The sequence below is a fragment of the Halobacillus litoralis genome, from assembly GCF_020524085.2.
GTDB lineage: Bacteria > Bacillota > Bacilli > Bacillales > Halobacillaceae > Halobacillus > Halobacillus litoralis_E.
In genome coordinates this window covers 2,619,351-2,639,648 of the sequence record NZ_CP129016.1, presented here as the reverse complement: position 1 = coordinate 2,639,648, position 20,298 = coordinate 2,619,351, and the positions used below count along the sequence as shown (strand labels likewise).

Annotated in this window: 9 protein-coding genes; 2 read left to right on the top strand and 7 right to left on the bottom strand. The window is 36.8% G+C overall.

Translation table 11 applies throughout. The features are described 5' to 3' along the window. Positions 1-91: 91 nt before the first annotated feature. A complete protein-coding gene (locus LC065_RS13435; RefSeq protein ID WP_226590185.1) occupies positions 92-1,003 on the bottom strand; it encodes an Ltp family lipoprotein in 912 nt (303 codons plus the stop codon). Between the two features lie 207 nt (positions 1,004-1,210). Here LC065_RS13435 and LC065_RS13430 point away from each other — a divergent pair, with 207 nt between their 5' ends. Continuing rightward, positions 1,211-1,486, top strand: coding sequence for a hypothetical protein (locus tag LC065_RS13430; RefSeq protein WP_306163472.1), 276 nt, complete (start codon positions 1,211-1,213; stop codon positions 1,484-1,486). A 1-nt stretch (position 1,487) separates the two neighbouring features. Next, on the top strand, positions 1,488-2,063 hold the full coding sequence (locus LC065_RS13425) for a hypothetical protein (protein ID WP_306163471.1): 576 nt from the start codon (positions 1,488-1,490) through the stop codon (positions 2,061-2,063). A gap of 219 nt (positions 2,064-2,282) precedes the next feature. Here LC065_RS13425 and LC065_RS13420 read toward each other — a convergent pair whose 3' ends face one another. From LC065_RS13420 to LC065_RS13395, 6 genes are all read right to left on the bottom strand, one after another. Further along, positions 2,283-3,350 (bottom strand): PQQ-dependent sugar dehydrogenase, encoded by a 1,068-nt coding sequence (locus LC065_RS13420; protein ID WP_226590190.1) that lies wholly within the window; start codon positions 3,348-3,350, stop codon positions 2,283-2,285. A gap of 204 nt (positions 3,351-3,554) precedes the next feature. Next, complete coding sequence (locus LC065_RS13415; protein WP_226590192.1) at positions 3,555-4,889, bottom strand: D-serine ammonia-lyase; 1,335 nt, start codon at positions 4,887-4,889, stop codon at positions 3,555-3,557. Between the two features lie 479 nt (positions 4,890-5,368). After that, entirely contained in the window at positions 5,369-10,735 is a 5,367-nt protein-coding gene (locus LC065_RS13410; protein WP_226590194.1) for an ATP-binding protein, read from the bottom strand. Then, positions 10,707-12,320 carry a methylation-associated defense system protein MAD7 family protein gene (locus LC065_RS13405; protein WP_226590196.1) on the bottom strand — a complete coding sequence of 538 codons (1,614 nt, stop codon included), beginning with the start codon at positions 12,318-12,320 and terminating at the stop codon, positions 10,707-10,709. Before LC065_RS13405 ends, LC065_RS13410 begins: the two co-directional genes overlap by 29 nt. Beyond that, positions 12,317-16,357: a protein kinase domain-containing protein gene (locus tag LC065_RS13400; protein WP_226590198.1), complete on the bottom strand. Its 4,041-nt coding sequence runs from the start codon at positions 16,355-16,357 to the stop codon at positions 12,317-12,319. Before LC065_RS13400 ends, LC065_RS13405 begins: the two co-directional genes overlap by 4 nt. 3 nt (positions 16,358-16,360) lie before the next feature. Then, positions 16,361-20,290 (bottom strand): hypothetical protein, encoded by a 3,930-nt coding sequence (locus LC065_RS13395; protein ID WP_226590201.1) that lies wholly within the window; start codon positions 20,288-20,290, stop codon positions 16,361-16,363. Between the last annotated feature and the right edge of the window lie 8 nt (positions 20,291-20,298).

Here is a 20,298-nt window from a genome sequence, read left to right as displayed (position 1 = left end):
CGTAGTAGGGTTCAGGCACTTCCATTTAAGTAAATCCTTCAATTTCTTACCTGTAAATTTGTAATTTCACCTGATCTGCTGCCTCCTGCTATTACAAACCCACTTGACTGGCTGCGTACGCTGCATGTTCTTGACTGAACCCTTCAAAAATCAATTGATCGATCAAACCCTGTCTTGAGAACGCCATAAAATCAAGATATTCCTCGGCTTTGATCACCGCCTGTTCCTGCCAATCCACCGAAATATTTTCCACACCATAAGTAGCATCCTCAGCGCTGAATCCCTCAAACTTCAATTGATCGATCAACCCTGATTTAGAGAATGCCGTGAAATTAAGATATTGCTGTGCCATAGCAGCCGCCTGCTCCTGAGAAACCGTTACGCTGTTTTTTTTAGCTTTACGTTCTGCTTCTTCTTTAGCCTTACGCTCCTCTTCTTCTTTCTTGGCTTTCTCTTCTGCTTCTTTCTTCGCCAGTTCCTCAGCCTCTTTGGCTTCCTGCTCTTTTTGTGCTTTTTCTTTAGCTTCTCGTTCTTCCTGCTCTTTCTCTACTTGATCTCTATCCTCTCGCTCTTCCGCTTCTTTCTGTTTCACCTTCGCCTCGGCATCTTGTTCTTCTACAGGAGCATTAGCTTTAGCCTCTTCCGTACCCCTGCCAGCCTCGCTCATCGTTCCCACAATAAGTGCAAAGGCGAGTGAGGCGAAAAAGCAGCCCCCTGATATCAGGAAGTTTCGCAGCCTGTATCCCTTTCCTTTCACGAAAGCTAATATGAAAAAGGTCACCATTCCTGCTAAAGCTGTACCTATTAAAATCACTAAGAAAGTTAATAAAGCACCATCTTCAGATCCTAAAATTATAGCCAGGACGAAAAAAGCATAAAGACACCCCCCTGCTTTTAGAAAGTTCCCGCGCCTGTGATCCTTTCCTTTTACAAAGGCAAAAACAAAAAAGACGATCAGCCCTGCTAAAGCCAATGACATTAAAATCAGTAAGAATGCGTCCACAACTAACCTCCTCTGATTTTTATCACATCTCCTTCCAGTATATTAATTAAAATGCGATACTTTCCTTTTTCATACGGGTTATGTAAACGTCCTGAAATTTGCAATCTGGTCACCCGTCTTCTTAACCTTTTTTTCCATATGGGTACTGTACGGATGATCCATGATAGAATAAATAAAGGAGATTTACTTATGAGGGTGGGGAAAAACATGAATGTAACGATGAGGTTTTACCAAGGACCTGAGGATATGGAACTTCAGTACGATTTTTGGAGGAAAGTGACAAGAGATCTGCCCTGGGCCTGGAAGCCGACAAGGTCACCACTGATTTTTCATGAGCAGCCGGCATTTGATCCAAGGTCAAGATGTTTCGTATTTGACGGAGAAGAGCTGGTGGGGCATATGGGATTTTCAGGAAGTGATGAGTTCATTTCCCCTGGGATATCCATGGGTGCTAGATGGGTATCAAGGGGATATTCAAGATGAAATGTTTGATAAAATTTATACATTTGCCAGCAATGAATATGGGGGTAAGATGTTTGCACAGCGCTTCCGTTCGCAGTGGAAGGATCAGATTGATTTCTTTGTAGGTAAAGGTTTCGAAATCACTGGGCGGTCACCCATTTATGGATTGGATGTTAAGAAATGGCTTACACTTCAAACCTTACCTAAAGAGGTCAAAGTGGAAAATGAATTTCATTTTGACTCATTTTTACAAGCAGCGGTAAAAAACCAAACTTATCAACAAGAAGAATTAGCTATGCTTCAGGAGTATTATCAATCCGTAGATTTTGATTTTTCCGTGGCATGTTATGAAGATGAAGAACTATCGGGATATTTTGGTGTCACATTCCGTGAAGATAATAAATACGCTGAAATAATCGCTTCTGGTGTAAATGAAGAAGAGGATTTCATCGCCTGTCTCCAATCAACAGTGGAAAAACTTCGAGAGCTGGGTGCAGAGGTAGTAGGCATACATGAGAGTTCCTTACCAGACAATGCGCGGAAAGAAGCAGGCTTTGAAAAGATATCCGAAGATGTCATGCTCATGAAGAAGCTTTGAGGTTATGGATGAAAATCTTGCCTCGTTTACATGCTCATCAGCTAAAAAACAATCCAGACTGATTCAATAGTGTGAAAGTGCCTGACCCCCACCACGTTAACACTTTATCACAGTGGGGGGTCATGCACAGAAATACAGAAAAGATGAATAACAAAGAGCGCTCCGTGATTGAAGCGCTCTTTCGTATGGACCGGGTTTTGACCGGGTACTCTTCATTAGTTAATCCAGATCTGAGAGTGAAATTCTATATAGCTTGTCATCATTGTCCTGTGGGTTTCCACGACCATCTGTATTATTACTAATGAAATAAAGATTATTATCCTTAATCTGTACATCCCGAATCCTTCCAAGACCAGTGATCACTTCACGGTATTCACCTGTTTCAAGGTCGAATTCTAAAACGGCAGATCCTCTTAATGCTGCAACAAAAAGCTCACCTTCATAATTGTCCATTCCAGAGGGTGCCCAGATGGATTTATCTCCAGAAGTGAATAGAGGAGAAACCATTCCATCTTGTTCTTCAGATCCTTCTATAACCGGCCAACCGTAATTTTGACCAGCTTCAATTAAATTAATCTCATCGTTTGCATTATCCCCATGTTCACTTGCATACATCGTACCATCCGACAACCAAGTCATCCCTTGAGGGTTGCGATGTCCAAAGCTATAAACGTAGGAATCCTCAAATGGATTATCATCCGGGATCGATCCATCTACGTTCATTCTTAAAATCTTTCCACCTAATGAATCCAGGTCTTGTGCTATTTCAGGATCAGAAGCATCCCCAGCCGTAGCGTAGAGTTTTTCATCAGGACCGATTTTTAGTCTTCCTCCATGATGGTAAGTACCGCTGGGGATTTGATCAAGAAGCAGATCCTCTTCTCTCCATACACGATCTTCCAACCGAAGCGTTACGATACGATTAAATTGTTCTTCACCATCTTCATACGTGTAATAGGCATAAGCAAGGTTCGATTCGGAAAAGTCAGGGGCAAGAACAAAACCAAGCAACCCTGCCTCTGAAGCCGTGGATACCTCTTCTTCAAGCTCTACCCTTTGCCTTTCTACTTCACCATCTTCTATTTTGAAAATGTTCCCTGATCTTTCTGTTAAATAAAAGGTATCTTCCCGTTTTTCGATGGACCACGGAACTTCCAGATTATCTGCTATCACTTCTAAACCTTCAGCAGGTAGTGCCGATTCTTCCTGTTTATTATCATCCGGGTTATCAGAGCAACCTGCTATAAAAAAGAAGGTAGAAATTAATAGCGCTATGATTTTTTTCAATTTAAAGTATTCCTCCCTCTTCGACTTTTCTCTGAAGTAGCGGGCAGGTCAATTGCTCACTCATTTCACTCCCCTATTTCTAAATGAATAGAAGGGTTAAAAATGCTATTTTTCTGTGTATCATGAAAGAAGAATAGAATTGGACTGAACGCCCTCCGGCTTCACAATTGTGTCACGAGGACCCCTTTAATAGGTGAGTTTTTTCTATTCCTCCTGACGAAGAAATGATGTCCCTTTAGAAATAAAACCTTCCATAATATCTTTTGGCACCAAACTTCCACCTGTTGCCCAGACTAAATGGGTAGCATGACTTAAACGGGAGCCATACATGCGGTCTAACTGTTGTTGAATGTCAATGGAAGCAGGACCGTACATCCCTGCAAGTGCCGATGGCTCGAGAGAAATACCTTCTGATTCATGTAAAAAAGCTAATAGTTTATACAAGTTTTCGTCGTTGATCGTATAAATGCCGTTCACCATATTTTCTACCAGCCGTCCGGCCAAAGCAGATGGTCGTCCAACAGCTAATCCATCAGCCTCTGTCTTATTATCAAGCCCGATATCTTGAACAGAAATGTCCTCATGTTTTCCAGTGGCAAGTCCAAGCATCACGCACGGAGAGCTGGTAGGTTCTGCAAAGTAACAGTGCACATGATCCCCGAAAACATACTTCAGTCCATAAGTAATACCCGCAGGACCTCCTCCTACACCACAAGGCAAATAAACCACCAGGGGGTGGTCCGCATCAACCGTGATATTCTTCTGTTTTAATTGCTCATGGAGGCGCAAAGCAGCCACGGCATAGCCTAGAAATAGATCCTTGGAATTTTCGTCATCAATAAAATAACAGTTCTTTTGCTTCTGACATTGTCTCCGTCCTTCGTTTACGGCAAAAGAAAAATCCTTATCATGCTCCACCACCACTACACCTTTATCCCTGAGTAATCCTTTTTTCCACTCTTTCGCGTCCACGGACATATGAACCGTCACCTGAAAACCTAAAACAGCGCTCATGATGCCTATACTTAGAGCCAAATTGCCTGTTGATCCTACAGAGATTGAGAAGTTGGAAAAGAACTGCTTGAATTCGGGATTAGCTAACTTGGAATAGTCGTCATCTTTCGTAAGCTTACCATGTTTTATTGCCAGCCCTTCAGCGTATTTTAATACTTCATAAATACCTCCTCGCGCTTTTATGGACCCAGCTACTGGAAGCTCATGATCACACTTTACATACAAATGGCCATGAATGGATTGCTGATATCGCTTTTCCAATTCCTGCTTCATAGAAGGTATGCCGCGGATGGGAGATTCAATGATTCCGTTCATTTTTTTGGTTTCTGGAAATGCCTTAGCTAAATATGGAGTAAACCTTTTAAGAAGCGCTTCTGCTTTATGAAGGTCTTTGGTCGGAATAGGCAGATTTTTTTCAAGCGTGTTATAAGGTTCAAAAGATGTATTAGGCCAAAACGTTTCTTTCTTATTTTTTAACTGTTCAATCAATTCTTCTTTGCTTCTATGACTACGTTTAGAAACCATCAAATCCTCCTTAAATGTTTTGTAAATAATTTAATATAAATTTACCGAGGCGAATACTAAAAAAGCGCCTGACTTCACCACGTTATCACTTTATTGCAGTGGGGGTCAGGCACTTCCATTCTTTATTTGCTGGCTTATGCCACATTAGTATCATTGCTTAACCCTGTTCAGTTACGCAAAAGTTCTTTCATAATACTTACCAGTCTAATTCATGTTAGACGACTATTTGATTAACTTATGAAATTTAGCACAAGGGAATACTTACATCATGCCGCCCTTATAGTGAAAGTGTGTAATATCTTTAACATTGGTTGCGAAAAATGTGGTATATAAAGGTTCTGCTAATTTCTGTCTGTAACATCCTTAACGGAATTTTACCGTTTTTCACGAGATTGCGTTAGCAAAATGTTAGCAATTTTATAAATTAAGACTATAATCTCTGGAACAAGGAGTTATCTCCTTATCCTAATAAAAATAGTTTAGTTCACCGTAGCTTTCTTAGTAGCACCACCATGCATCGTTATTCTTGGCCTCAGTTGAACCTTCTGTGGTTGCTTTTCGAACACAGAATGGGTTGATTTACTTGCCCAAACATACGCTTCACCAGCTTTTAATTGGTTAAGTTGCTTTGCTTGCAGACTCTCAGTTGCAGTTAATGTCTTCTGGATGTGCTTTAACCATGCTGGTGCATTAAATTTGTGCAATACAACGATATTAGAAAGCTCTATTATTTCTTTTGGTACAGAAGGTGGGTTTTGGGATGCGATTAACATCGAAACACCTTTATGGCGCATTTCGCGAATGACTTCTACTACATTGCCCATTAAACTTTGATCCTTCATGTACTTATGTGCTTCATCAAAAACAATCATTTTATTAAACAATTGGTTTTTATATTTCACATCTGAGAAAATTCGGAGTAGAACCATAAATAAGCCTAATGCCTCATCCTCTTCAATAAATTCATCTCTAATATCTACAATAACAACTCTCCCTGGCCGTAAAATATCACCAATTTTTGCTCGATCATTAATATATTCTTCTACGAATTTCATTCGCTGCTCGAGTAATCTTCTAGGTCGATCTTCAAAATCTTCTTCCTGTACCCCCTTACGGATGTTTTCTAGTGTTAGATTTCTACGATATTCTTTCAAGACTGATTTTAATTGGCGTAAATACAGAGCAGAGCTATCCCCAGTATTCATAAGGAAATTCCAATCCTCTACATTTAATTCTCTTGTACTAAATTGTAAGGGTCGTACATCAATGTTTTTATATTCCTCTTTACGCTCTTCCACACGATCTTTTGGCGTGATGATCATGACATCTTCAATTCCATCTGGTTTCACACCATACTCTTGTTTTAAGCGTTCCAGTTCATCAGAATTAGCGTTCGCTTCCTTAATACTAGTAAACTCTGGTTGGTAGTTTTCCGATTTACTATAGTGAAAAACAACACTAGCTAAGGGGGCAGGTAACTTATTCGCTTTGTTAAATTGTTTGGTTGCCATCTCAAGAATGGTTCCAACCGTGTAACTTTTTCCGCTTCCTTGCACACCAAATAAGCTAATGGTCGACGTTCCATCCAAGTCCAATCCAACTGTATCGCCAGTAGAAGCTAACTTTCCAAGGATGCCATATTGATTAGTTATATGATGCTCTCCTAATAATGCGATAGGCTCATCACAAGAAATTACTTCCTTTGATGTTTCAGATACACCTTCCTCATTATCAACAGATTCATTCTCTTCTTCACGAAAGTTATCACCTAAATCAAGATCAAAATAAACACCTTCCTCTTCTTCCGGTTTTTTTTCTGCTGAATCATGATCAATGTTTTTTGATTCGTCTATGGTAGGTTCTTGCTTAGAATCATTTTCTTGTTCCCTTGACTCTTTCTCGGACTCCTCTTCATCCACACTCGCTTCAGTCTTTGTACGTGAGAAAAAGAAGGTAGTGCGCTGTTTTAAGTAATCATGCGAGAATATTTGTGTATCATTACTAAATTGCTTTTTAGCATTATTTAAATATTCTTCAACATGTGGTTTTCCTATAACGTGATAACTTACTCCACCAATATTTGTTGTATCAATATCTTGTTCGCTCAACACAAATAACAATGCATGTTTTTTAAACATGAGTGAATAAGGATTATCTAGATCACTCAATTGGCTAAAGAACTGTGAGAAGCTAACATACGATTCTTCATCAATACTTTTAAATCGATACGATCTATCCAAGTAATACTGAAGAATTTTCGAAAGCTCTCTTGCACGATATAGATTAGTAGCTTCATTCAACGAATACTGTTGGAATTTTTGCTTCAGCAATTGTTTACTATTCTCTAACTGCGCATTGATTGAGTTTCTAAAGTCTTCTGCACTAGAAATATTTCCACCTGGAAGATTAGAACGCCATTTTACTTCAATTAGATTGAAAGTAATTTCTCTTGTCTCCACATTACACGCAATCATTAAAATGTCGGTCATTTTTTGCGATGACAAATGTTTTCGTTCTTTTAGGAACCAATCTTTATGGGCATCTAAAGGAAGAATGATTACTTTCATCTTCCCATCAAGACAGTTCATCTCATTTAAATAAAGACGTGCAAGAGCCATACCCATTGCACCTTTAACTTGACTTTCACTTGATGATAATTTCATCACAAGTCGTCCAGAGATGGCATTTAAGCTATCAATGATACCACGCTCCGCACCCTCTTCCAGATGTAGATCTAATTGCTTAGCTAATGGCTGCACCATATTTTCTATCTCAACCAATTGATTGGTTGAGACATAGACATCGCTTTTTTCTAATACTTCACCAGGGATGTAATCAATCAAATGATAGCGATCTCTTCCTGATGCCGGTCGATCAAGAAAATCTACTCCCAGATATTCATCGAGCAATAGCACCCAATCGGAAGTGTTATGAATTATTTCTAATTCCAACTTTTTGTTTGGACTAATGTTAACTTCTATTGCAGGTAGGTCTCTTCGATTATTCGGCTCATCAAACATAGTTAGACCAGTGAATGCATCAATGATTCGATTCAAACGTATATTACCAGAGTCTTTAAGTTCATATTTTGTTGATATAAACTTCTTCCAACTCGAATCATGTTCACGATCACTTCGGCCACCAGTACGTGTCGTTAGCTCATAGTTTAATCCTTTAAAATAAGAAGAACGATGCAATTTTGCTTCTTCTGCTGTTACAAATCCTGATTCAACCGTCAACATTTGATAAAGAATTGATATGTTTGATTCAAACTGCCCTGGTGATTGTAGAAAATCTTTTTTCAAGTGCTTCGAATAAGAGATAAGTGGGAACAATGGATTTTCCGCTTCCATAGTCAACTTCTCCTGAAAGCTATCAACTCTCTTATTTTCCCCTGCAGACATGAGGGAATCTATTGCTTTTGCTAGTTGATCAAGGTTTTCTTCTTCATCAGTAAACAAGTGAAGCTTGATACGTAAGTCAGCGAACACTTGGTATTTATCGTCTTCTAACGACTTATATAATTGTTTCAATAATTGCACTAACTCAGCACCATCACCTGGTTCAAATACATTTATTGTTAATACACTTAAATAAGGGCGTCTTTCTAAATACTGAAGAATGTGTTGGTTTATTTTTGGAACAGGAAACTTCACCTTTCGTTTAAACCCTTGATTTAACTTTAGAAGAGAATTAATTTGCTGTGAATAAGACTCCTCCATCATTTTTTCTAATGGTATAAATACACTCCAGCTACTGCCAATATTATCTGTATTTACAAACCAAGAGTTATGCTTATCCTTCATGATAAACGGAAAATGAAGACTTGATTGCTCATGTAAGATTTCTTTTATTTTTTTAATTTCACTTGCTTTATCATCTAATAAGGCGGATTGTCGAATCCATCGTTCTCCTATCTCTTCATAAGATAAAAGCCATGAAAGATTTAAAGGGTGTGTTGGTGTCATGACATAAATTGTTTCCCCATTCATGTCGTTGACACCAATTAAGTCAATCATGCGAAGTCTGTTTAGTAATTCTTGCATGTCTTCTGATTCCTGAGCCAAAAGTTTTTCGATAATATTCTGATAGCTCTCCACATATGACCAAGCATTATCTAACAATAGCTCTTCTTCAAAACTAATAATTTGATCCCAGTGATATGGTCCAATATCTAATATTGATTCAAAGAATTGTTTCCTAAGCCTAAGAAAATTTTTCAACATTGATACAGAATCATCAGAAAGCTCAGCTTGATCCTCAAAGACTAACGATTCTTCTAAATTTTTGCCTGTCAATCTATTAGATCTTTTAAGTTCAATGGCCCCTACATACCCTGGATTTTTCAGCCACACTTCATGTATCTTGTGTAAAAATAGGTTTGTAGACAACTTGTACATAACATTTTCTTTTTCGTTGTACACTTTCATTGGTGCTTGGAGGTTTTGCCCTTCTTCATTGGGTTCAAACCCGAACTCAAGATCATTGCTATTATAAATAAACGGCTGATCTTGTTCAATACTAGTAGTTTTGCCTTCAAACAGGATATCTTGACCACCTGACAAAACTGTTCCGATCTCTTGTGGTACCTCTTCTTCATCTTCTTTCACAAGTACAAACGCTTGGTTGGAAACCGATTCAGCAATAATAAAATTATCATCTGATAACGCTCTGACTCCAATCTTATACGTACCAGGCTCTACTGATTTTAGCTTTTGAAGCTGGTTCGGAGTTACTTTTTTCACTTGTTTCATTTTATTTGTGTTTGGCTTTTTCGAAGACGAGATAGTATGCACATTTGTGTAATCTTCTTCTGCCGTTGCATCAATCAAATGTACCTGCATTTTCATCCAATCTTCACAACGAGGCGGGGTAGGTTCAACTGTATAATAAATTGAAAAGTGACTCCCTGTACCTATCGTTAACTCCACAACACTATCCTTATTTTTTAACGCAGGTCCTTTGATTTGATCAATCTGGAAACTGCCTAAATTATCGGTTAGTGCTTCAAGTTTCAAGTTATTAAAGTTTAGCTTTTCCATCAATTTGGGATCGATTAATGTTTCTTGGATCCATTGGTCAAAATTAAAGCTAATAGCGTACTGCTTTAATAACTTTAATAAAATCGTTTTTATTTCCTTGTTCTTTGTATTAATACCTTCTACACGGTTCTGGAGTGGTTTCGAAACACTTCTTAAACCATCCATCGTCTTTATATTTTCTTCTACTCTTGATGTTAATGATCCACTGGATAATAATTTATTATCAGGAAATAAATATACATAAGGTAGGTTACGCCCTATGGATTCTGCTGAAAACCCCTGGTTTATAAGGGATAGGAAATAGAGCGACCAGTCTAGTGCAGTAGGTATCTTCCAGTTTCTTTCGATTGTCACAATTGCCTGTTCAAAGGCCGTGCGTTCACTCCCCAAATATTGTTGAATAACTTCATGCTTTAAGTTCTCTTTCACACTATCATAAACGTAATAAAAAGAGATCGGTTCAAATGTCGCTATGTCAAAAGAATCTTCAGCTGCTGTTTTTAAATTATGGGGAATAAAAACAATCACCACTTTTTCTTCTGCATTTCTACGTTCCACTAGCTTTGTTGCATGAATTTTTCCACTTTCTACGTTTTCTTCATCATTTCCAGCAAGTATATAGCTTTCAAACTTTCCAGCACCAATCTCATTTAACTCTTGGTTTGCTTTTTCCATCACATTGATGCTTAAATCCGTCACTTGTGCACAGTGACCAGGCTCTTTATTAATAAGCATTTCTTTTAAATTATTTGCTACAAATTGTCCAATACGTTCATCAAGATGTTGCCTTTCCTGCTGTTGCATCACGTTTGCCTCCTTTCACATCGTATCGGGCGATTAACCATTGTGTATTATAGGCATCACTTAACGCCTGATAATAACCTATTTCTTGAAGCTTAGTCGTAAAGTAATTTTTGCTTTGACGTAGTGAATGAAAGGCTTGTGATGATTCATATCCTGGAATAATGTCATCCACATAAAATCCGTAACGATCCCGAATCCAGTTCAAAAATTGATCGAGCCTCAGAACCTTCGTTTCAAAGGAATATCCTTTTTTTTCAACCATAGCAAGGTGAATTATCGTATCTAACAATTGACTTCCAATTGTGTATTTTTTATGTGAGCCAGCTTGACGTAAAATACCGCGCTCATCATTTTTAGAAAAAGCTGAACTAATCAACCGTTTGAAAAATGCTACATAATATTTGTTATATTCACGATTTATCACTGCTACATAATTAGTAAAGTAATCTTCTTCTGGATCTTTCTCAACATCATCTACAAACTCTTTAAGTCCATCAAACCTTACCTTGAAGTAATTTTCTACCTTTAACTTTTCAGTAGAAAGATCAAATTGCAATACTTCTTCTAAACTGTAGTTTTTGTCATCATCCAAATACTCAAGGAAATCTAGCTTCTTACGAATATAGAACATAGATTCTACAAATAAGGATAGCTGTTGCTCATGAATCTCTATATTTCGTCTAGATATTTTAGAGAGATGAGAGGAATAATTTTGCATCATGTCCATTTGAAAGAATGGTTGATACTTGCAAGCATTCATATCCGTTAATTTATTCGTCCTAGAACAACCACAATCTATATTCATGGTCTTTTTTTTGACCATCACGGGTAGCATTTGAGCTGCTCGCAAGACATATAATCCAATATGTAACATCATCACTTGGGATAATGACTCTATTAATGCTGTTCTTGACATAACATGTTGGTATGCAAGTAAACGCTCGATATCATCTGCTAATAATCTTGCTTGTGTCATACAAAGAAGAGGATCCTCCGAGTGTATCCTTTCTTTATCATTGTCTTGGTCATTGCTTAATTGGTTGGTAATGCTAGAAATTAACCAAGTTGATAAATCCTGTTGGTCATCATTCTCCACTTGATCGAGTTCTCGGTTGTAACCATTGGATAAGAAATCCGTTAGTTTTTGGATAATGAGATCTTGGTTTTGCACTTTTCGTTCTTCATCTGCCTTATAAAGTAAGTGCCAAAGCTCTTCACTACCACCGTAATCATCTCGATTCTTAGTATTACTAGCTTTATATGCGTTCAGGGAAAGGGGTAATAGGGAAACAAACTTACTTTCTTTTTTCTCACTTTCCTTATGAAGCATATCCATGTAATCATTCTTCAACCATTTTTCTACGAGCTCCTTATGATCGGAAAAACCATCAAAAAGTAGCTCATTATTCCAAACGTACTCCAACAATTCGTCAACATTATTTACTAGTGGGGATTGCGTTTTCCCATTAAATTTAAGGAGCGGCAGAAGGTTGATCATAATACGGTCTTTATTAATCGTTTTTGCCTGCACCTTTAATACTTTATTAACGTAATATTCTTTGTGGTTTTTTAAAAGGGTTTTCACTGTTCAGAACCTCCTTCCTCAATCGTTACCAGCACCAATTTCTTTCCATCTTTTTTGGCAATATATCTACCAGTATGATCCGATAAAATAATCTCTTCATATCGCTGACTTAACAGCTGTCTCTTAAAAATAGATAGGTTCATAAAAGCACCACGCAGTTCATAAGCAGTTGGTACATAGCCCTGATTCACTTTATGAAATAGCTCATATAAATCTAGTGTTACCTCAAAGCTAATCCTTTTATTAGGTTTATACACCAACTTAAACGCATCTGGCTCGTATTCAATAAAATCGAATCCATCTCCAAGTGTTAACATTTCTAGCTTGAAGTCATCCTTTGGATACACGCGCATACTGAGTAAATCTTCTGTCCTCCATTTACTTTCACGTAAACTTAAAGAGCCTTTTAGCGGTTTAAGGATTCCTTCAGTAAATGAAATAGCCTGCAGAATTTGGTCACGCACTTCCACTAAGTCTTCATTATCCTCAAATAACTTTGAAAAACGTTTAAAGGAAGGATATGGTAATCTAGAATCCTGATTTAAAGACTCAAAGAAATATTTTCGTTTGCTCATTTGAACAAAGTGCTTGAATTGCTTGACACGATAAAGGTTGGTTAACTGCTCTTGTTCGAGCGGCTTTTGCTTATAAAAAGCATCAAGTACGTTTGCTTCTTTTTCAACCCCATCAAAGTCTTTAGTTGCATACATTTTTTGGTCACTACTACTTGTTTGAGACAGCTTTTTCTCAATCTGTGGAATTGCCACCTTTGATACATCAATATCCTGTAGTTCTTTCATCAAACGGTCACTACTATTACCTGCATTAAACATAGAATTGTAATAATACATATTGCTTATTTCTTGTAAGCTTTTTAACGATCCATCTTTCATAAGTTGTTTCATTTCTTTGCTAGATTTTGATCCGTAAATTATATATGACAATGCAGATCGGATATCACGCATCGTAATGTGGAATTTTTTCCGTAAATGAACCAACTCAAATACACGACGAATGTTCTCCTTCACTTGTGGACCAATCGTTTCATCATTCAATGTTTTTATGTTAAAGCATGTCGGACAGATAAATTCATCCGTACATACATCACAATCTTTAATGACATTAAGGTCTGCAAATTGATTCATTAGTTTCTCGACAATCGAGGGCTCTTCTTCTGTTCTAGCAACGACGGACCTCCAATTCAAATTGACAAGTGCAAACTCACCTACATCATTCACTCGCTTACGAAGATAGCCTTCTACAGTTTGAAACAAGTGATGATATTTGGAATCATCGAGAAATTCCATTAAACGCCCTTCATTGATGGCAATTAAACGAACCTCTTTTTTATCTTCAAAGCTTTGTTCAAATGCATTGTCTGTTGTAAAAGGTTGGAAGAAGTCTTCTAATACTTTCTTGTTTAACACTTCTCCTTCATCCTGTGAACCGTCATAATTGGTGATTAGTTTTACTTGCTGAAATTCAATTTCTTTCCCATTTCCTTTTTCAGCCGTAATTTTACCACCATTTTTTAGCAGTATATTTTCAAGACGTTGAATGAAAGCTGTCTTTCCATCCCCTGCATTCCCTGTGATGATCACAAGCTGATATTTTCCATCGATAATCGATTGACGTAGCTTTTGATCAAGACGTGTATCAATATAATTTGCTTCTGCAAACCTATCTAAGCCTCTTGTCCCTTTATTACTAATTGCGCTTTGGCTATAAAGGCTCTGGTAATAAGGAATTAAATGATTACAATAATTTTTATTGATGCTAGGAGATAAAGGAGTAATATTTTTCAAATCTATTTTTGGCTCTGTAATCTTTACATCTTTAAATATTTTATGAATTTCATTTAATTCATCTAGCATTTCCTTCGGAGATTTAAATCGATCTTGTTTTAATGAAGCACATGCTTTCCCAATCCAAGAATTCAATTCTTGTGAAATACTTTTACGATAATCAGTTAAAGGTGTTGGCTCAACCCCAAGATCTGGCTGTCCATTTTGATAAGGATGCTCTCCATTACTAAGAAGCTCATACAAAAGCACCCCTAATGAAAAAGTATCAATACTTGCATCTATACCAATCGTATGCACATCAGGTGCAGAGTACCTAGGAGTTGCCCCTAATAATCTAGAGTCATCTTGTTTTCTACTAATGTTAAAATCAATTAATACAATATTTCCATCATTAACCATGATGTTACCTGGCTTAATATCAGCATGAACGATCGGCTCAGGACGATCCTGCAAGTAACATAATGCATCTAATATTTCCTTCGCCCAGTTGATTACCTTCGTAATTGAAAAGTCTGCACCTTCATCGATTAGCTGCTGAATCGACTTACCAGGTATGTATTCCATTTTTAAAACTATTTGACTGCCGTTATAAATACTATCGACATCATAGGCTTTTGCGATATTTGGGTGATCAAGCGTTTTCAAACGATGGTATTCGTCTAATGCTACATTTTCGTTTGCAACATTACGTTTCATCACTTTTATAGCCATGCTTTCCTGTCTTGGAATGACAAACGCTTTATATACGTTACTCGTCCCACCTTGACCAAGTCGTTCTTCAATCAAAAAGCGTCCTTCAATATCTTTTCCCGCTTCATAAATAACCTTATCGTCTACGACACTTTCGGATGAACTTGAAGGTTTTGTTTCATCTTTTTTCAAATCTTCCAAAGCTTCAGATGCATATTCGTACCATTGATTAGAGTGATCATGTCCCATCTTTTGAATCACTCTCAAAAGTTCTTGGTCTTTTACATTAGGAAGCTCTGGTAATAATCCATTCGTTGTTTCAATTGTGTTTTCATCAGAACCCAAAAGTAAATCATAAAAGATCCTCGCTAACGAATAGAGATCAGAACTCTCATTCGCTAGTGAAAAATCACCCCGGACGCGTAATGGTGTATATCGATCATCCAAACTTTCCGCTAATGTTTTCGTCATTATGGTTGATTTCGTTGAAGCGTCTCTTACACGGGAAAACTCAAAATTCTGCAAGAATAACTGATCTTCGCTATCCACTAAAATATTCGAAGATGTTAAGTTACGATGAATAATACCGTGCTTATGAACCTCTTTTAAGATGTTCAAAGCTTGAACGAAAAGTGCTCGTGTTTTAGATTCACCTATCTGGCTATCGGTTAAAAACCATTCTACTAACGGTGTTCCTTTAGGAGCGGGATAAACTACACAAAAACGACTTTCATCCCCGTCTGGTACAAATCCTGTTTTTGGCTGCACAATTCCTTTAACATCTTCTAATTGATATAAGGTCTGGTAATCATTTTTGATTAAATGCATTTGACGCTTTTGGTCATCACCAGAAAGATATGGATCCATAAAAAATTCACGCAAAAGAAATTCTGGCTTACTCCTAATATCCGGCTGATACACAATATATTCATTGTATAACTCTGTTTGCGCAATTTTATCGTCCTTAACTTTGAACTCACGAAACCCTTTCTCATTATTCCTGATCGGGTCAAAGATACTGAATAACTGCAAAGCCCGCTCTTGTAATTTCGTAGTAAAAGCAGGATTACGGACACTCCCACTTATTTTATCTGGTGATTGGATGAAGCTTTTGATTGATTTTAGCGTGTGCATCTTCTTTTTACTATTCCCTTTAACAGAAATTCGCACATTACGTCCGCTAAAATGGATCACATCCTCTATCCAAATACTAGATAAAAATGGATCTTTATTAGCTAGATACGATTTTAATATTTTTGCCTGTCTAGATACTTGTCCAATAGGATTGTTCTTGATAGAAGCTCCAAGTGTTATTTTCGCATCATTACCAGCTATTTCTCCGTGCCAGTATTTATCTTCAATAACATAAATCGCATGGGGGGCTACCACAACAACATCATATTCAAAAAATTGTCCATTCGATGATGGAATCTCAAAATTATGATAGATATGAAAATCATCTGGTAGCGATGCTTTTAGCTCTCTTATTAACAGTTTCTCGCCATCGGAAGCAGTACTTCCAGCCTGATGAACAATTGCCATCTGTTAATTCTCCCCTTTTTCAATTCGAATGTTTACGTGATTTTTTTTAAACAAGTTTGTGATAAGATGTAAAACTTCTTCAAGGTTTAATGAGTCATTTTTATCAGCGTAATTTAGGACTAATTCCTCAAGTGAAACAGAAGAAGAATTTATTGCTTTCAACAATTCCTCTTCTTTTTTATTCAATACGCCTTTTTGAACAGCACCTTCCACACTTTCACGAGCATTACGAATCTGACTATGTATTTTCGTTAATGGATGAAGGTCATTAATAGTATAGTTTTTTTGAAGATCTGCTTGCACTCTAAATAACGTAGAGCTTACCGAGAAGACTTCATCCTCGATATTAGTTACATCAACTTCCAATATCTCATTAAGATACGTTAATCGTTGCTCTAAACGATCCGTTTGCTTCAGAAATTTTTTCACTTGCTCTTCAATGGTTTCTATAAATTCTTCCTTTAAGCTTTTATAGCTCTTAGATTGCTCTGTTTCGTTAAATTGTGTTTTCAACCTTACTCCAACTTTACTTTCATCCAACAACTTTTGATAACTTTCCTTCTCTGATTTAAACTGATCGCGTGATTTATTAATTTCGCTTGTAATTACAATACGTACCTTTTTCAGCCTGTTTAGCCATGTTTCATGGGAGATAATAGTTGCTTTATCCCAAGCCACGTCAAGGTCTTGATCAATTTTATTAATTTCTTCAATTAAATGAGATAGTCCTAATTTTTCTAGACGCTCAATTAACTCCCGTATTTCTAATCTTGCATTAAAATAACTTTTCCATCCTAGCCATGTCTCTACGTTTGTCTCCAGATTTTTCCGTTCAACCTTTAAGCTATCCCAATCTTTGTGAAGTCCCTCTACTGTAGAAGACACCTCGACGAAATAATCTATACCATTATTACTCATACCAAAACAATTTGGTTGTGTCTTAGAAAGACGTAACTTCGCATTATAAATATCTGTGTATTTCGTTTGAAGAGCTCTTAACTTATCACGTATATCTTCACCGCTTTGATACCACCTTTGCATTTCATTATCATCAGTAGCGGTTACCTCTTCCATATTATTTACTAGTTCTGTTATGATACGACTAGATTTATCAAGCTTATCTCCTAAAATATTAATCTTGTTATTAATATAAAGACTCATTTTCTGTTGTAGAACTTGCTCTTCTTCTCTCACTGTTTTAGAAAGATCTTCATACATGTTCTCATCACTTAGATGCTCGATACCTGCTTGAATGGCATTTGTATCTAATTTTACTTTTTCATTTACTAAATCTAGTTCATCCTTCAATTGGATAATGTAGTTTAGTTTGTCTTGTAATGTTACTTTCCACTCTTCAATCGTAAGTGGCTTGATATATAGCATTTGTTTTCGTTCTTCATACTGGAATAGCTTACGATAAGCACCAAACAAATAAATATACTTAATCTCATCCGCGATATATCCCAATTCTTTTAACTTATCCGATATGTCGAACAACTTAGCAGCTTGACATTGTTTGTTGTTTTCATAAATTTCTAGCTCACTATTCTGAATGGTTTCTAAGCATAGCTGTTCCGCTGGATGAATTCGTGCGTATAAGTGACCGTCATCACCAACTTGAAGAAGTGCAGGGAAGTGCTGCATGAGTTGTTCAAATGGTGAAACAGTATTGATATTAAATTTGCTCATTACCTTTTCACGTTTATCTGTAGTAGAAAGTCTTTTATAGTTTTCTACTATAGGTTGAGTACCACGCTTCACCGAAAGTTGAATATTTTCATTTTCTAAGAAAATTTTAAAATATTTCATGCGTTGATTCAATTTTCCTACCATTAATGTGTGGTAATTCGGAAAACGTTCCTCACACATATGTTCAAAAAGCTCTACTAGAACACTTCTACCATGATTACGCAATTCAATAGAAGAATGACTGACTTTTTTCATGTTTTGATTAAACAAAGTAGTTATGGTTGCATCAATAATCTCTTTTAACACATACTCTAGCTCTTGTTGCTCACTTGGTGGTACATCAGTTGTTTTTGTTAAGTAATAGATTAGATTTAAAGCTAACTGCGCATCGATTGCTTCAATTGGAACTAAATTCGATAGCATCGGAAGGGCATCTTCTATTTTTTCCTTCATGTTTACCGTGAACAAATAACAAGGATTGGAACGGTCTTGCTTAATAATCGCATTTCTTTTTTCTCCAGATAAATCTAAATAAAATACCCACTGACCAACATAAGCATTTTGTTGATCCCCTACATCTGTATCAAATAATCTTGGTTTCGTTAACGTACTTTGCGTAATGATATGCAAATGACGATTTGGATAACGAGTTTTAACTTTATCGTACGTCCCGCCTAAATCTGTTGCATAAACGTTTGGTGATACAAGCTGAAATTCGATCTGATCCTCTGTAACTTGCTCGAACAAACAGTTCCATTTTAGTTGTCCTTTCTCTGTTAATAACTCAGGAACAACCGAAGTATTAAATGATTTAATAGCCTTCTCTTGGTACTCTTTATCTGATGCTTGGTAGAAGCGGAAGAAGTCTTTAATGGCTTGTTCAAAAAAACCTTCTGGTGCAGACTGCACTTCGTCTAACATCGTTAGCCGGTATCCTTCAATTCTACTTTGACGTATTTCATTACCAAGCCATTCAGCTAACAGTTTCTCTGTTTTATTGTTAAACAAGTCATAATAAGAAAGGACTTCATGCTTACAACCTTGCGGAAAGCCAGCTAGTACATAAATGAATTGTTTATAATCAGGATCATTCTCTACTTTTTGCAATAAGTTTTTCACTTTTGGTATATATTTCGAACGTTCACCTAGTAAAATATTACCTTTAAGAATATCTTCTACTAGGTTGGTTACAGTGTACTTATAACTAGTACTCTCGAAATGTTGAATAATCGTATTAAACGCTGAAATAACTGAACGTGGTCCATTCCCAATATCTTTACGAGTACAATCGGTCAGTTGGCCTAATGATTTAAGCGCATGTTCATCAATAATATCACCTGATATTTTTTCAAATTTTAAATAACTGGCATACTTTTCCCATAGATCAGTAGCAAAGTCTGCTGTGTACATTTTTGATAAATCAATCAGCATCTTTTGTCCCCCAAATCGATCAAGGGCATCTGATTTCACCTGTTGCATTTGAACATAAGAGTTTAAAGGCAGGCCAACCATAATACCAAACTTCCCTTGTCTGTCCATTGTTTGATTGGCAAGCTCAAACATATATTGGAATACCTTTTCGGGAGCAAGTTCGCTTAATGTAATTTGAAGCTCATCAGTAAAAACCATTAATCCTTCATAACCGTGACGTAAAAGGAAAGTAGTAACTCGATCAAGAAACTGAATTAATTCACTAATAGTGCGATCAAGACGATACGTTCCTTCACGTATCTTCAACTCCATATGCTCAATTGCACTCTCTCTGTCCATTCCAGCCTTTACTAGTAAATTAACTTCTTTTTTCATACTTTTTTTAGTAAAGTTGTCAGCAATTTCAATAAATTCATATAAAGCTTCCGTATTGGATTGTTCTAATTTATAGCTAATCCACTTTGAAACACCTTGAAAAAGGTCATCTAGTGAACGCCAGCTGAATGGAGGAATTGCCATAATTCCTTTCTCGTTGCATTGCTTCCACAAATATACGAGTAAGCTCGTTTTACCTAAACCAAAGTCACCAGTAACAAGTCCCGAGAAAGCGCGTTTATTTTGTACCAAATAACGAAATAGACGTTTTTCATAATCCTTGGTATTCCCTAATGACATATGTGTCATTGCATGCTTCATATAGTTTCTTTCAACATTATCAGGTGATGTAATTAGCTCCTCAGATGAAACTGTATTAATAACCGGATTTTTACTCAATACTTTGCTTACTTCTTCTAATTCTGCTACTTTACTCAAGTTAGCCA

Excerpts from the sequence above, each read along its gene's own strand:
- LC065_RS13400 (WP_226590198.1), bottom strand. The coding sequence starts at position 16,357 with ATGGCAATTGTTCATCAGGCTGGAAGTACTGCTTCCGATGGCGAGAAA.
- LC065_RS13410 (WP_226590194.1), bottom strand. The coding sequence starts at position 10,735 with ATGCAACAGCAGGAAAGGCAACATCTTGATGAACGTATTGGACAATTT.
- LC065_RS13430 (WP_306163472.1), top strand. The coding sequence starts at position 1,211 with ATGAATGTAACGATGAGGTTTTACCAAGGACCTGAGGATATGGAACTT.
- LC065_RS13425 (WP_306163471.1), top strand. The coding sequence starts at position 1,488 with ATGTTTGATAAAATTTATACATTTGCCAGCAATGAATATGGGGGTAAG.
- LC065_RS13415 (WP_226590192.1), bottom strand. The coding sequence starts at position 4,889 with ATGGTTTCTAAACGTAGTCATAGAAGCAAAGAAGAATTGATTGAACAG.